12 protein-coding genes are annotated in these 14,341 nt (G+C 67.4%); 3 read left to right on the top strand and 9 right to left on the bottom strand.

Features of this window, described 5'->3' with window-relative positions:
• Positions 1-33 precede the first annotated feature (33 nt).
• Positions 34-858, top strand: coding sequence for a hydroxyethylthiazole kinase (gene thiM, locus K2W61_RS19385; protein ID WP_175140660.1), 825 nt, complete (start codon positions 34-36; stop codon positions 856-858).
• A gap of 46 nt (positions 859-904) precedes the next feature.
• Here the strand turns inward: thiM and K2W61_RS19380 are convergent, their stop codons facing one another.
• The 6 genes from K2W61_RS19380 to K2W61_RS19355 form a co-directional block, all read right to left on the bottom strand.
• Positions 905-3,010: a TonB-dependent receptor gene (locus K2W61_RS19380; RefSeq protein WP_236756353.1), complete on the bottom strand. Its 2,106-nt coding sequence runs from the start codon at positions 3,008-3,010 to the stop codon at positions 905-907.
• A 231-nt stretch (positions 3,011-3,241) separates the two neighbouring features.
• Positions 3,242-4,000: an iron ABC transporter ATP-binding protein gene (locus tag K2W61_RS19375; protein WP_175140658.1), complete on the bottom strand. Its 759-nt coding sequence runs from the start codon at positions 3,998-4,000 to the stop codon at positions 3,242-3,244.
• Positions 3,997-4,980, bottom strand: a complete 984-nt coding sequence (locus tag K2W61_RS19370; protein WP_175131520.1) for an iron chelate uptake ABC transporter family permease subunit — start codon at positions 4,978-4,980, stop codon at positions 3,997-3,999. Before K2W61_RS19370 ends, K2W61_RS19375 begins: the two co-directional genes overlap by 4 nt.
• Entirely contained in the window at positions 4,973-5,962 is a 990-nt protein-coding gene (locus K2W61_RS19365; protein ID WP_175131521.1) for an ABC transporter permease, read from the bottom strand. The genes K2W61_RS19370 and K2W61_RS19365 overlap by 8 nt, the downstream gene beginning before the upstream one ends.
• A gap of 36 nt (positions 5,963-5,998) precedes the next feature.
• Positions 5,999-6,949 (bottom strand): siderophore ABC transporter substrate-binding protein, encoded by a 951-nt coding sequence (locus K2W61_RS19360; protein ID WP_236756352.1) that lies wholly within the window; start codon positions 6,947-6,949, stop codon positions 5,999-6,001.
• Between the two features lie 65 nt (positions 6,950-7,014).
• On the bottom strand, positions 7,015-9,036 hold the full coding sequence (locus tag K2W61_RS19355; RefSeq protein WP_236756351.1) for a ligand-gated channel protein: 2,022 nt from the start codon (positions 9,034-9,036) through the stop codon (positions 7,015-7,017).
• Positions 9,037-9,240: 204 nt separating this feature from the next.
• Between K2W61_RS19355 and K2W61_RS19350 the strand changes: the two genes are divergently transcribed.
• On the top strand, positions 9,241-9,954 hold the full coding sequence (locus K2W61_RS19350; RefSeq protein ID WP_175131524.1) for a response regulator transcription factor: 714 nt from the start codon (positions 9,241-9,243) through the stop codon (positions 9,952-9,954).
• On the top strand, positions 9,954-11,348 hold the full coding sequence (locus K2W61_RS19345; protein WP_236756350.1) for a sensor histidine kinase: 1,395 nt from the start codon (positions 9,954-9,956) through the stop codon (positions 11,346-11,348). Before K2W61_RS19350 ends, K2W61_RS19345 begins: the two co-directional genes overlap by 1 nt.
• A gap of 32 nt (positions 11,349-11,380) precedes the next feature.
• On the opposite strand, the gene K2W61_RS19340 is transcribed toward K2W61_RS19345, so the two are convergent.
• The 3 genes from K2W61_RS19340 to K2W61_RS19330 are packed head-to-tail and all read right to left on the bottom strand — an operon-like array spanning position 11,381 to position 14,159.
• Positions 11,381-12,196, bottom strand: a complete 816-nt coding sequence (locus K2W61_RS19340) for a TatD family hydrolase (protein WP_175140655.1) — start codon at positions 12,194-12,196, stop codon at positions 11,381-11,383.
• Between the two features lie 48 nt (positions 12,197-12,244).
• Positions 12,245-12,934, bottom strand: a complete 690-nt coding sequence (locus tag K2W61_RS19335) for an ABC transporter ATP-binding protein (protein ID WP_175140654.1) — start codon at positions 12,932-12,934, stop codon at positions 12,245-12,247.
• A complete protein-coding gene (locus tag K2W61_RS19330; protein WP_236757035.1) occupies positions 12,927-14,159 on the bottom strand; it encodes a lipoprotein-releasing ABC transporter permease subunit in 1,233 nt (410 codons plus the stop codon). Before K2W61_RS19330 ends, K2W61_RS19335 begins: the two co-directional genes overlap by 8 nt.
• Positions 14,160-14,341 lie beyond the last annotated feature (182 nt).

The raw sequence follows: 14,341 nt of genomic DNA, 5'->3' as shown, positions 1-14,341 counted from the left end.
CGGCCCGTTGCCTTCGCCCAAGGACCCGCTGGCATGGCCTCCATCTCCGATTCCTCCCTTTCCGCCCTGGCGCTCGCCTCGCGCGACCTGTATGCGGCGGTGCGCCGCGACGCGCCGCTGGTGCAGTGCCTGACCAACTTCGTGTCGATGAATACCGCGGCCAACACACTGCTCGCGATCGGCGCCTCGCCGGCGATGGTGCACGCGGCCGAGGAAGCGCCGGAATTCGCCGCCATCAGCGGCGCCGTGGTGATCAATATCGGCACCCTCTCGACGCCATGGCTGGACAGCATGCTGCTGACCGCGGCGGCCGCGGCCCGCGCCGGCAGACCCTGGGTGTTGGACCCCGTGGCCCATCATGCCACCGCCTTCCGGCGCGACGCGGTGCGGCGCCTGCTGGACTTGCGGCCCGCCGTGATCCGCGGCAACGCCTCCGAGATCATTGCCCTGGCCGGCGGCCGCAGCGCCAGCCGGGGCGTGGATGCGCGCGATCCGGTGCAACAGGCCGAACAGGCGGCGCGCGAATTGGCGCGGACCCGCGGCACGGTGGTGGCGGTCACGGGAGAAGTGGATTTCGTGACGGACGGCCAGCGCGAGGTGCGCGTGACCGGCGGTTCGCCATTGATGCCGCGGGTCACCGCCACGGGATGCGCGCTGACGGCGACGGTAGGCGCTTTCGCCGCGGTGGCCGGCGATGACGCCTACGCGGCCGCGGTGGCGGCACTGTCGTGCTTCGGCATCGCCGGCCAGCGCGCCGGCGCGCTGGCCGACGGGCCCGGCTCTTTCGCCTGGCGATTCCTGGACGCGCTGGCGGCGCTCGAAAGCGACAGCCTGATCCACGCCTCGCCGCTGCGCTGAAAGCCGCGGCGGCCGCTGGCGCCCGCCGTGGACGCCAGCGCCCCTGCTACATGCGGTACTGCAGGCTCAGCATCGCATTGCGCGGCGCCCCCGGCATGTTCAGGTTGGCGTTGCTGCCATGGGCCGACACGATGTAGCCGGCGTCGAACAGGTTGTAGACGTTCAACTGCACCGAGTACGGTCCCTGCCGCCACCAGGCGGCGGCGTCGGCCGTGACGTAGCCTGGCAGCTTGACGGTATTGCCCGGGTTGGCGAAGCGCGCGCCCACCAGGTTCAGGCCGGCGCCAACGCCGAAACCCTCGCCCAGGTCCTTGGTGATCCAGACATTGCCGGCATGGCGCGGCGTCAGCGTGGCGCGCTTGCCCTGCACATCCTGGCCGGCATCGCGGGCCACCGACTGGGTCACGCGCGCGTCCAGGTACGCATATCCCAGCATCGCGCGCCAGCCGTTGGACAGGTCGCCCGACAAGGTCCACTCGGCGCCATCGGTGCGCTGAGTGCCCACCGGCACCAGGGTGTTGGTGACCGGGTTGTTGACCTTGATATCGGTGCGCTCCAGGCGGAACACCGACACCGTGGTCGAGAGTTTGCCATCGAGGAAATCGTACTTGGCGCCGACTTCGTAGTTGGTGGTCTTTTCCGGCGCCAGATCGACGTTGTTGGCGGCCACCGAGAACGCTTCCCCCGAAGGCTGGTAAGAACGGCTCCACGACACGTAGTACGACTGCACGCTGTCGGGCTGGAACACCAGGCCCAGGCGCGGGCTGAAGTTGGAATCGGTGCGCGACAGGTTCCGCCCGGTGCGCCGGTCCTCGGTCCGCTGTTCGAAACGATCGTGGCGCACCCCGCCCAGCACCTTCCAGTGCTCGCCCAGCGACACCAGGTCCTGCACATACAGGCCGAGCGTATTGAAACGGCCCAGGTTGTCGGAACCCGGCGCCGCCGTGATCTGGCGCTGCAGCGTCGGCAATTGCGGATCGAACAGATTGACCACCGCGACGTTCGCGGCCGACCGGTTCACCAGGTCCTTGTTCTGCTGCCCCACTTCGACGCCATACAGGATGTCATGGCGCACCGCGCCCCACTGCGCGCGCTGCATCAGCTCGGTCTGGTTGGTCCAGCCGTGTTCGTCGCGCAGCACGTTGCCATGCGTCAGCGACACGGTCTGCGCGGCTTCGTTGACCGAGCCCGGCAGAGTGTTGTTGCGGTTGAGGGTGTAGTGATAGTAGCGGGTGGCATTGCGCAGCGACCAGTTGTCGTTGAAGCGATGCGTCAACGTGCCGGCGTAGGACTGGACCCGGGTCTGGGTGTAGTCGGTGTCACGCGCGTTCTCGGCGCCGTAGTAGGTGGACGGGTCCACATCGACCGGACGGCCGTGGTAGGCCGGAATGCCGAAATCGGTCAGGCGGCGGTCTTCCAGGAATTCGGTCTGCAGCAGGAAGGTGGTGTTGTCGCCCAGCTTGAACTGGGCCGACGGCGCGAACGCCTTGCGGTCGATGAACTGCTTGTCGCGATAGCTGTCGCCCTTTTCGACGGCGCCGGTCAGGCGCCAGGCCATGCTGCCGCTTTCATTGGCGCGGCCGACATCCAGGTCGAGCCGCCGATCGTTCCACGAACCGTAGCTCAGGCCGATCTGCGAAATGTCCTCGCCCGGCTTCTTGGTGACGCGGTTGATCAGGCCGCCCGACGAGCCGCGGCCATACAGCACCGCCGCCGGGCCCTTGATGACATCGATGCGCTCGACGTTGGACAGGTCGCGGAAGTACAGCGCATCGTCGCGGAAGCCATCGACGAACTGGTCGGCGATAGCCGTGAAGCCGCGAATCGACACCTGGTCGCGCTGGCCATCGCCGGTGGAAAAGCTGACGCCGGGCACGTTCTTGAGGGCGTCCTGCACCGACAGGGCATGCTGGTCGCGCAGCACCTGCGCCGGCACCACATTCACGGTTTGCGGGATGTCACGCAGCGGCGCGTCGATCTTGGTGGCGCTGGTGGACGCGGGCGGGTTGTAGCTTTGCGCCGGGTCATCGCCGCCGACCACGCTGATGGCGGGCAAGGTGGCGGTGGGCGCGGCGCTCTGACCGTGGACGGCCACGGGCGTGAGCGGACCGAGGATGAGCAAGGCGGCGGAAAGGGGGCGGAGGACGTGCATGGCCGACAGATCTTTCGAAGTCGTTTGAAATGGAAGGAGTCGCCATTCTCTTGACAACGAGAATCAGTCGCAATGCTTTTCTCGTTACGTTGCCTGACGGCCACGATAAATGAGACACCCGTCCAATTCAGATGTTTTTAAGCCTGTCTGTGCAAGCCGCGCGAGGCGGAACCGCCCTGGCCCACCCGGCGGGTGGACGTCCAACGCCGCCCTGGCGGCGGCTCGCGCACATCAACGGTAGTACACGCAGATGCGTCTGCCGTTGATTTCATGCACATCAATCGGCAATTCGTACAAGGGTCCCAACACCTCAGGGCGGATCAGCGTCGCTGGCGTGCCGCAATGCGCCACCCTGCCCGCCTTCATCGCCACGATGTGATCGGCATAGCAGGAAGCGAAGTTGATGTCGTGCAACACCAGCACCACCGTCTTGCCCAATTCGTCGGCGGCGCGCCGCAGCGTGCCCATCATGGCCACGGCATGCTTCATGTCGAGGCTGTTGAGCGGTTCGTCCAGCAATACATAGCGCGTGTCCTGGCACAGCACCATGGCGACGAACGCGCGCTGGCGCTGGCCACCGGACATTTCATCCAGATAGCGGTCGGCCAGGGAAGTCAGGTCCAGGTAGGCAATGGCGCGGTCGATATGCGCCTTGTCCGCCAGCGTCAAGCGCCCGTCGCTGTGTGGAAACCGCCCGAACGCCACCAGGTCGCGCACGGTCAGCCGCAGCGGCAGGTGGTTGTCTTGCCGCAGGATAGCCAGGCGCCGCGCCAGTTCACGGCTGTCACAGCGGGCCACATCCAGGCCATCGACCTGGATGTGGCCCGCCGAAGGAGGCAGCAGGCGGCTGACCATCGACAACAGGGTCGACTTGCCGGCGCCGTTGGGGCCGATGATGGCGGTCACGCCGCCCGCCGGCAACGCCAGCGTCACTTGCTCGACGACCAGACTGTCGCCGTATTGCTTGCTCACTTGCTGGATATCGATCATTGGCGTCCCCTGCGCATGATCAGGGCCAGGAACATCGCTCCGCCCACGAATTCGATGACCACGCTGACCGTGGTGCCCAGTTGCAGCACCCGCTCCAGCAGGGTCTGCCCGCCTACCAGGAAGATCACCGCGAGCAGTACCGCGGCCGGCACGGTATGGCGATGCCGGTCGGCGCCCATCAACTGGTAGGCAAGATTGCTGACCAGCAGGCCGAAAAAGGTCACCGGTCCGACCAGCGCGGTGGATACCGACACCAGCACGGCAATGGCGGCCAGCGTCAGCAACAAAGTGCGGCGGTAGTTCACCCCCAGGTTCAGCGCGATCTCGCGGCCCAGCGCCAGCACGTCGTAGCAGCGTCGCATGCGACACACCAGCAGCGTGGCCGCGGCCACCGCCGCCACGGCGATCGGCAGCAGGTCGGTGCGCACCGAATTGAAATTGGCGAACAGACGGTCCTGCAGGACCAGGAACTCATTCGGGTCGATCAGGCGCACCACGAAACTGGACAGGCTACGAAACAGCAAGCCGAAAACAATCCCCACCAGCATCATCAGGTGCAGGCTGCGCACGGCATCGGTGAACAGCCAGCGGAACAGCAGGCAGGCGAACGCCGTCATGGCGAGCACCTCCAGCGCGAACGCAACCACCGGGTGGTTCACCACACCCGCCGATTGGCCAAAGCCGAACACCACCACCGACTGGATCAGCAGGTATAGCGCATCGAACCCCATCACGGAGGGCGTCAGGATACGATTGTGCGTAACGGTTTGGAACAGCACCGACGACAGCGCCACCGCGTATGCCACCAGCAGCATCGCGGCCAGCTTGCCGCCACGAAACGGCAACACGAAAGCCCATTGGCCATTGGCGCCCAGCGCCATGAAGCCGACCACGCACAACAGCGCCGCCACGGCCAGCAGCGCCAGGCGACGCGCCTGGGGCGTGTGCAGGCGACCGGCACGCACGAGGGACTCAGCCACGGCGCGCTCCCCGGCTGCGCAGCAGGCACAGGAACAGGAGGCTGCCGACCACGCCCACCACCGTGCCCAGCGGCACTTCGTAGGGGTGAATCACCAGCCGGCCGATGATGTCGCAAACCAGTACGAACACGCCGCCCAGCACGGCCACCCAGGGGATCGCGCGGCGCATGTTGTCCCCCAGCATCAGGCTGACGGCATTGGGCACGATCAGGCCCAGGAACGGGATGCCACCGGCCGTGACCACCACCACAGCCGAAATCGCCGAGACGATCAGCAGGCCCGCAAGTGTCAGGCGCGCGTGGTTCAAACCGAGATTGGCCGCGAACTCGCGGCCCATGCCGGCCACGGTGTAGCGGTCGGCCGCGAAATAAGCGGCCGCCGCCAGGCCGAAGCCGATCCACAACAGCTCATAGCGGCCGCGCAGCACGCCGGAAAAGTCGCCGGTGGTCCACGCGTGCAGCGATTGCAGCAGGTCGTAGCGGTAGGCGACGAAGGTGGTGACGGCATGGATCACGCCGCCCAGGATCAGGCCGATCAGCGGCACGATGAATGGCGTGCGTAGCGGCACGCGCCGCAACAGCGCCAGGAACAGCAGCGTGCCGGCCAGCGCGAAGCCGGTGGCGGTCAGCATCTTGCCGATCACCGGTGTATCGGGCGCCAGCAGCGTCACCACCAGAATGCCGAGCGTGGCCGACTCGATGGTGCCGGCCGTGGTCGGCTCGACATAGCGGTTGCGCACCAGCATCTGCATGATCAGCCCGGCCACCGCCAGCGCCATGCCGGCCAACAGCAGCGCCAGCGTGCGCGGCACGCGGCTGACCAGCAGCAGGCGCCAGGCGCGTTCGGCGTCCGGCCCGCCGGCCAGCGCGGCGAACGAAAACGACCCCGCGCCCAGGCCGATGCTGGCCGCGCACAACAGCAGCAGCAACAACAGCAGCACCGCCAGCCCTGCCCAACCCGTGATTGCCGCGCGTGCCCTCACCAGCCCGACTCCAACGCCTTCATGTCAACCTTGCGCTCACTTGGCCGCGGCCAGCGCGCGCGCGATATCGTCCACGTTCTGCTGCATGGCGGTCAGGCCGGCACTGCCCAGCAGGTACCAGTTGTAGCCGTTCAGGTAGACCACGCGCTGCTGCTTCCAGGCCTTGGTCGGGCGGATCAGGTCGTTGTCCAGCATGCGCTGGGCCGAGGAGCCCTCGCGGCCGATGGCGGCATCGCGGTCGATCACGAACAGCCAGTCCGGATCGGTCTGGGCGATGAACTCGAACGAGATCGCCTGGCCATGGTTCGACACGTTCAGATCCTTGGCCGCCGGCGCGAAGCCGAAGGCGTCGTGGATCACGCCGAAGCGCGAGCCGGGGCCGTAGGCGCTCATCTTGCCGCCGGTGGTCAGCACGATCAGCGCGGTGCCGGCCTTGCCGGCCTGACCGTGCAACGCCGCGATCGAGGCGCGCAGCGCGTCCAGCTTTTGCTTGGCCTGGGCCTGCTTGCCGTAGAGGGCGGCCAGCGTTTCCGTGTTGCGGGTGACGCTGCCGACCAGATCCTTGGCATCGACCGTCAGGTCGACCGTAGGTGCCAGCTTGGCCAGCTCTTCGTACTTGGGCGCCGAGCGGCCGGCCACGAAGATGACCTGCGGCTGGGCCGCATGGATCACCTCGTAGTTGGGCTCGAACATGCTGCCGACCTTGAGGTAGCGCTTGTCGGCGTACTGGGCAAGCTGCGGCGGCAGCTTGGCGGCGCTGGGCACGCCGGTCACATCGACACCCAGCGCGTGCAGCGTGTCGAGCACGGCCAGGTCCAGCACCACGGTCTTGGCCGGATTCTGCGGCACGGCGGTCTCGCCGCGCGCGTGCTTGACGGGCACGGTCTGGGCCACGCTCAGCGAGCAGGCGGCGCTCAGAACCAGGGCGGTGGCGGTATAAGCCAGCCAACGGCCGGCACGGCCCGTCAAGGTTTGCTTCATCGTCATGCTTGTCTCTCCAGGTTGCGGGAACGCCGCCTGACGGCGGCGCATCCCCGGTGTTGCACGCGGGTTCAGAACTTCACGCCCACGCCCAGCCAATAGCGGCGTCCGTCTTCGACGTAGCCGTAGTCGTCGTAGCCGACCCGCTTGTCGAACAGGTTGTAGATGCCGGCGTACACCGACACCTTCTTGTTGACGGCGTAGGAGCCGCCCAGGTCGACGAAGGTGTACGACGGCGCTACCAGCGACGTCGAGGATGGGCCGGTGATCGGCTGGCTTTCCTTGCCGCGGTAGTTGACGCGGGCCCAGGCTTCGAGTGCATCGGAGGCCTGCCAGTTGACCGTGGTGGTGAACAGGTGCTTGGGCAGCTGGTTCAACGGCTGGCCCTGGTACTGGCCGGACTTCTGTTCCGACTTGGTGAAGGTGTAGCTGCTGGTCAGCGACCAGTCACGGCCCAGTGGCAGCTTCAGGTTGGCCTCGACGCCGCGCGACACCGCCTTGTCCACGTTCATGTAGGTGGTGGGGTTGGCGCCGAACTGGTTGGGGCCGTCGGTGCACTGCGACAGCGGGCACGCAACGCGGGTGATCTTGTCCTTGAAGTTGTTATTGAATAGGGTCAAGCCGGCATTGAAGCCTTCGCCGTCGTCATACAGCAGGCCGAGTTCCTGGGTTACCGACTTCTCGGGCGTCAGGTCGGGGTTGCCATACATGTTGCCCCCCCGGCTGACCTGGCCCCAGCCCGCGACGGTCTGGCGCAGGTCGGGGGCGCGGAACCCGGTGGACACGCCACCCTTCAGGGTCCAGCGCTCGGCCACGTGCCACACACCATACAGGCGGGGGCTGAAATGGCTGCCGAAGTTCTCGTCCTGGTCCATGCGCAGGCCGCCGGTCAGGGCGAAGCTCTCGGCCAAGCGCCATTCGTCCTCGGCGAACAGCGCCCACTGGTAGCGATCCACCTTGCTGGGCCCGCCGGCCAGTTGGTTGCCGGTCTGGTCAGTCAGGCGCTGCGTCAGGTAGGTGCCGCCCAGCGTCAGCATGTGTGCCCCCAGCGGCAGCGTCCAACTGGTCTGCAGGTCCAGGTTCTTGATCTTCATCTGGCGCGAGCGATTGTCGAACTCTTCCTGCTGCACGTAGCTATCGGACACCGCCCAGCCCCAGCGGCCCGTATGGGACAAGGCCCACTTGTTGCTGCGGTAGTCGGTTTCCGACGAGGCCGGGCAGCCGGTGCGCGGGCACGCCACGCCAGGAGCCAGCGGCGCCACGGTCTTGCCCAGCGTGTTCTCATACTTCTGGCGGCTGGAGGTGGCTTCCAGCACGATGTCGTGATCGCGGTTGGGCGTGAGCGCCAGCTTGGCAGTGATGTTGGTGGCGTTGCGCTTGCGGTAGCCGTCGATGATGTCGTCTTCGTCGCGCTGGGTCGCCTGGCCGTATATCTGCAGACCCAGCAGGTCGTTCTTGATCGGACCCGCCAGGTAGAAGTTGCCCTGGTAGATGTCACCGGACTTGCTGCTTTCCTGGATGGTAGTGTCCATGCGGATTTCGCCGCCCCACTCGTTGGGCACCTTGCGGGTGATGATGTTGATCACCCCGCCCATGGCGTCGGAACCATACAACGACGACATCGGCCCGCGCACCACCTCGATGCGCTCGATCGCCGAGATCGGCGGCGTCCAGCCGCCTTCGACGCCGCCGGAATCGGAGTTGGTGCGGGTTTCGCGCGAATTCTGGCGCTTGCCATCGATCAGGATCAGCGTGTACTTCGGCCCCATGCCGCGCAGGCTGATGTCCTGGCGGTCGCCACCGCCGGTGACGACCACGCCCGGCACTTCGACCAGGGCGTCGGTGACATCGCGGTAGAACTTCTTTTCGAGATCCTGGCGCGTAATCACGCTGATCGAGGCCGGCGCGTCCTGGATCTGCTGCTCGTAGCCGCTGGCCGTCACCACCACGGTATCGAGCGTCCTGGCATCGGCCGGCGCGGCCGCCTGCGCCCAGGCCGCCGGGCTCATGCCTAAGCCGGCGGCGCACAGGGCGACAGCCAGGCGGGTCTGCGGTCCGAAGGCGCGGCGCGCGGCCAGATCGTTGTTGCTCATGTTCAGACTCTCCCGTCCCGGAAGCGACCGCGCCCCACGCACAACCGCTTCCGCTTCAATTTTTAATGAAAACTATTCTCATATTAGAATTGAGGCCTTCCGAGGACTGCAACACGCTTTCCGCAACTTTTACTTTCTTCGCACTTCTTGACACTCCAGCCGCCGGCGAGCCGCTATGCTGCCGGGGCAACAGCACCCAAGCGCATGTCGATTCCCCCCTCCTTGCCCACGCGCCGTATCCTGCTGATCGATGATGACGTCGATCTGGCACAGATGCTGCGCGAGTATCTCGAACCCGGCCGCATTGTGTTGACGCTGGCGCACGACAGCGCGCAGGGTCTGCCGTTGGCAATGCAGGGTTGCTTCGACCTGATCCTGCTCGACCTGATGCTGCCCGACGGCAACGGCCTCGACCTGCTGCGCCACCTGCGCCGCCATTCGCGCCGTCCCGTCATCATGTTCACCGCCCATGGCGGCGAAACCGACCGGGTGCTGGGGCTCGAACTGGGCGCGGATGACTACCTGGCCAAACCCTTCAGCCCGCGAGAACTCAAGGCCCGCATCGGCGCAGTACTGCGCCGCTTCGAGGAAAAGCCCGAACCGGCGCAGCAGGAGCTGAGCGTGGGCGCGCTATCTCTGGACGCCGCCAGCGGCCGCGCCCGGCTGGGCGCACAAGAGGTGCTGCTGACTGGCGCCGAGCAACGCGTCCTCGAAATCCTGATGCGCGCCCCGGGCCAAGTGGTGGCGCGCGAACAGATAAGCCTGTACGCGCTGGGCCGCGCCGCCGACCGCTACGACCGCAGTATCGACACCCACATCAGCAGCCTGCGCAAGAAGCTGCGGCTCGACCACGCCGCCGACGCCCCCGCCATCCGCAACCTGCGCGGTCTGGGCTATGTCCTGGCCGGCACGGCCTGATGCACTGGCTGCCGATCCGCTCTCTCTTCTGGCGCGCCTTCCTGACTTTCTGGGGCGCGATGGCCGTCATCCTGGTCTGCGGCATGATGCTGACCGCGACCGTGGCCTGGTACCGCGTCGATTCACTCGACGGCCTGAACCCCGGCAACCTGACACGCGATGCCGCCCAGATCGCGCGCAGCGAAGGCACCAACGGGCTGCGCCGCTGGTTGCAAGCCATGGACGCCCGCTATTCCGCGCTCAAGATCTACATCGTCGACGCGCGCGACCACGACATCCTCGGCCGCCAGTTGCCAACCCGGCTTAACGACTGGCTGGCCGCATTCCGCGCCGCGCCGGACCCCGGCCAGGTCGCCGCCATCGACTTACCCGCCGATCCGGCCGCGCTGCGCGTGTCCTGGTGGGATCCGCAGTGGCTGGTACTGCCGGATCACAGCGAATTGCTGATGCTGTTCCTGCCGTTCGACTCATCGCACTGGGAGGTCCTGGGCCTGACGCCGGTCGCGCTGGGCTTGCTGCTGTTCGCCCTGGCGATCACGGCGCCATTTTGCTGGGCCCTGACGCGCCAGGTGGCTGCGCCGCTGGACCAGCTACGCCGCGCCGCGCGCGCCCTGGCCGCCGGCCGGCTCGATACCCGCACGCCCGACGCGCTATCACTGCGCAAGGATGAGCTCGGCCTGCTGGCGCGCGATTTCGACGCCATGGCCAGCCGCCTGCAGGCATTGGTCGACACCCGCGAACAACTGCTGCGCAACATTGCCCACGAACTGCGTTCGCCGCTCGCGCGGTTGCGCCTGGGCGTCGAACTGGCGCGCCGCAAGGACGAACGCCAGGATGTGCAGTTGGACCGCATGGAACGCGAATGCGAGCGGCTGGACACGCTGGTCGGCAGCACCCTGCGGCTGGCGCGCATGGGCGCGCTGCCCCATCCCACCGAAGCGCTGGATCTGACGGACGTGGTTGAGGACGTGGTGCAGGATGCGCGCTTCGAGGCAGGCGAACGCCATATCGCGATCCACTGGAACCGCCCGGCGCCGCTACGCGTCGCCGCCGACCGCGATGGCCTGGCCAGTGCCATTGAAAACGTGCTGCGCAATGCCCTGCGCTTCGCGCCCGCGGGCGGCACCATCCAGGTACGTCTGCTGGCGGATGCCGACGAGGCCTGCCTGGAGATCGAAGACAACGGGCCCGGCGTGGCGGAAAAAGAGCTGGCGTACCTGTTCGAACCGTTCTACCAGGGCTCCTCGGCCAGCGGTGCCCGCGCGGGCGGCGCCGGCCTGGGCCTGAGTATCGCCCGCGCCGCGGTGGCGGCGCACCGCGGCCGAATCTCGGCGCGTAACGGCACCCCCCACGGCCTGAGCGTACGCATCGAACTGCCGCGCGCGGCCGATTGAGGCCCCGCCGTCCACCACAGCCGGCACGCGCCTCACTCGTCAGCCAGGATGGCGGCCGCCAGCCGCGGCAATACGCGCAAGGCATTGGCCGTGGTGGCCTGCGCCACCTGCGCCGGGGAAATACCGCGCAACGCCGCCAGCGCCTGGGCGATACGCGCCAGTTCACCCGGCCGGTTGCGCCGCTGCGGCGGATGCAGCCAGGCCGGCGGAATGTCCGGCGCGTCGGTCTCCAGCACCAGATGGCGCAGGTCGATGTCGGTGGCATGGCGGCGGATCTGCAAGGCCCGCTCGTAGGTCATGGCCCCGCCCAGACCCAGCGCGAAACCCTGCTCGACAAAGGCCTGCGCCTGCTGCGCGCTGCCATTGAATGCATGCGCGATGCCGCCGATGCGGCCATGGCGCCGCAGGTACTTCAACAGGATGTCCTGCGATTTGCGCACATGCAGCAACACCGGCAGGCCGAACTCGGCGGCCAGCGCCAATTGCGCGGCATAGAAACGTTCTTGCCGCGCGCGCGGCTCGCCCGCGGCGATCTCGGGCACGAAGAAATCCAGGCCGATCTCGCCGATGGCCACGAAACGCGGGTCGCCCAGCGACTCGCGCACGGCCACGCGCAGCGCGTCCAGATCGGCATCGTCGGCGCGCGACACATAGAGCGGGTGGATGCCCAGGGCATAGGCGCCGCCGGCCACCCGCGCGGCCAGGTCGCGCACCGCGGCGAAGTTGGCGCGTTCCACCGCGGGAATGACAATGGCCTGCACGCCGGCCTCGAGCGCATGTTCCGCCACCTGGACGCGGTCGGCGTCGAACTCGGCGGCATCGAGGTGGCAATGGGTGTCGATCAGCATGGGCGCGGCCTCCTTGCCCGATTATCGCGCCCGCCAGCGGGGCAGGCCTCAGCCCGAGACCAGCCGGCCGCTTTCCATCAGCAACTGGCGGTCGGCGCGTGCCGCCAGCTCCGGGTCGTGGGTGACGATGGCGAATGCCGTGCCCGACTCGCGGTTGACCCGGGTCAGCAGCTCGAACATGTTGTGGGCGGTGTGGCGGTCGAGGTTGCCGGTGGGTTCATCGGCCAGCACGCACACCGGCCGCGTCACGAGCGCACGCGCCAGCGCCACGCGCTGGCGTTCGCCGCCCGACAACTGGCCCGGGAAATGATCCTCGCGCGCCGCCAGGCCCACCAGGCCCAGCACCTCGCGCGCCGCCGCGCGAGCCTGGTCGCGGTTTTCGCGGCGCACGATCAGCGGCATGGCCACGTTGTCCAGCGCCGAGAATTCCGGCAACAGGTGGTGGAACTGGTAGACGAAGCCCAGGCTGCGGTTGCGCACCTGGCTTTTCTTCGCCTCGGACAGTCCCACGGCCAATTGGCCGTCGACCGAGACCGAACCGCTGGTGGGCACGTCCAGCAGGCCCAGGATGTGCAGCAGCGTGCTCTTGCCGGAGCCGGACGCGCCGACGATGGCGACCATCTCGCCGCGCGCCACCGTCAGGCTGACATTGTTCAGCACCTCGATGCGGGTCGGTCCCTCGTCGTAGATCTTGACCAGGTTGTCGGCCTGCAGTGCGGGCGTCAGGGTATCAGTCATGGCGCAGCACCTGTGCGGGTTGCAGGCGCGAAGCACGCCAGCTGGGATACAAGGTCGCCAGCAGCGACAGCACCAGGGAAGTCACGCCGATGGTCACGATGTCGCCCACCTGCGGGTCGGACGGCAACGCGCTGATGAAGTAGATCTCGCGCGGCAGGAAATGCACGCCCAGCAGGCGCTCGATGAACGGCACGATGACATCGACGTTGTAGGCGATGAGGATGCCGCCGGCCACGCCCAGCAGCGTGCCGATGACGCCGATCAGCGCGCCCTGCACCAGGAAGATGCGCGCCACTTCGCCCGGCCCGGCGCCCAGCGTGCGCAGGATGGCGATGTCCGATTGCTTGTCCTTGACCGCCATCACCAGCGAGGACAGCAGGTTGAAGGCGGCCACGGCGACGATCAGCGCCAGGATCAGGAACATCATGCGCTTTTCGGTCTGCACGGCGGCGAACCAGGTGCGGTTGTTGCGCGACCAGTCGCTGGCCATGACATACGGCGGCAGCACCTTGCGCAGCTCGGCCGCCACCTCGGGCGCCTTCTGCATGTCGGCGATGCGCAGACGCACGCCGGCGGTGCCACTGTCGCGGAACACCTTGGCGGCATCTTCGTTATCGACGAAGGCCAGCGAGGAATCGTATTCGTAATGGCCCGACGAGAACACGCCGACCACGGTGAACTGGCGCATGCGCGGCGCGAAACCGGCCGGGCTGATGGAGCCCTGCGGCGCCAGCATCAGCAGCGTGTCGCCCACCTTGACGCCCATGCCGTCGGCCAGCTCGTTGCCCAGCACCACGCCAAAGCCGCCCGGCTTCAGGTCGGTCAGCTTGCCCGACACCATCTGCCGCGGCAGGTCCGAGACATTGCCCTCGGTGACCGGGTCGATGCCGCGCACCTGCACCCCGCGCAAGGCCTGGCCGCGCACCAGCATGCCCTGCGCCGCCACGAACGGCGCGCCGGCCTTGACCTCGGGGTTGCGCTTGGCGGCGTCGGCGAACTGCTGCCACTGCGCCAGCACGCGCTCGGGCGCGGCGCCGGGAATGTAGAGCTCGATGTGCGGCAGCACCGACAGCATCCGGTCGCGGACCTCTTTCTGGAAGCCGTTCATGACCGACAGCACCACGATCAGGGCGGCAACGCCCAGCGCGATGCCGGCCATGGAACTGGCGGCGATGAAAGAGATGAAGCGATCGCGGCGGCCGCGTCGCTGGCGGATCCGGGCCAACCCGGCATAGCGGGCGCCGATCCAGAGTTCGTAGGGTATTTTCAGCACGAGCGCATTATGGCATTAACCGGCCGCATCACCGTCCCCGGAATGCAGGAAGGAAAGACAAGCCGTGACAAGCTATGGCAATCCGGGCCGGGCTTAGTTCCCGCATTGGTTGGCTCCCCCCGCCAGCGACTACA

Origin of the sequence: Achromobacter pulmonis, from assembly GCF_021733725.1 — a bacterium.
GTDB classification, from domain to species: Bacteria; Pseudomonadota; Gammaproteobacteria; order Burkholderiales; family Burkholderiaceae_B; genus Achromobacter; species Achromobacter pulmonis.
Note: the sequence above shows the minus strand (reverse complement) of the source record. Positions and strands in the feature narration are given on the sequence as shown.

Excerpts from the sequence above, each read along its gene's own strand:
- K2W61_RS19355 (WP_236756351.1), bottom strand. The coding sequence starts at position 9,036 with ATGAGCAACAACGATCTGGCCGCGCGCCGCGCCTTCGGACCGCAGACC.
- K2W61_RS19345 (WP_236756350.1), top strand. The coding sequence starts at position 9,954 with ATGCACTGGCTGCCGATCCGCTCTCTCTTCTGGCGCGCCTTCCTGACT.
- K2W61_RS19340 (WP_175140655.1), bottom strand. The coding sequence starts at position 12,196 with ATGCTGATCGACACCCATTGCCACCTCGATGCCGCCGAGTTCGACGCC.
- K2W61_RS19350 (WP_175131524.1), top strand. The coding sequence starts at position 9,241 with ATGTCGATTCCCCCCTCCTTGCCCACGCGCCGTATCCTGCTGATCGAT.
- K2W61_RS19375 (WP_175140658.1), bottom strand. The coding sequence starts at position 4,000 with ATGATCGATATCCAGCAAGTGAGCAAGCAATACGGCGACAGTCTGGTC.
- thiM (WP_175140660.1), top strand. The coding sequence starts at position 34 with ATGGCCTCCATCTCCGATTCCTCCCTTTCCGCCCTGGCGCTCGCCTCG.
- K2W61_RS19335 (WP_175140654.1), bottom strand. The coding sequence starts at position 12,934 with ATGACTGATACCCTGACGCCCGCACTGCAGGCCGACAACCTGGTCAAG.
- K2W61_RS19360 (WP_236756352.1), bottom strand. The coding sequence starts at position 6,949 with ATGACGATGAAGCAAACCTTGACGGGCCGTGCCGGCCGTTGGCTGGCT.
- K2W61_RS19380 (WP_236756353.1), bottom strand. The coding sequence starts at position 3,010 with ATGCACGTCCTCCGCCCCCTTTCCGCCGCCTTGCTCATCCTCGGTCCG.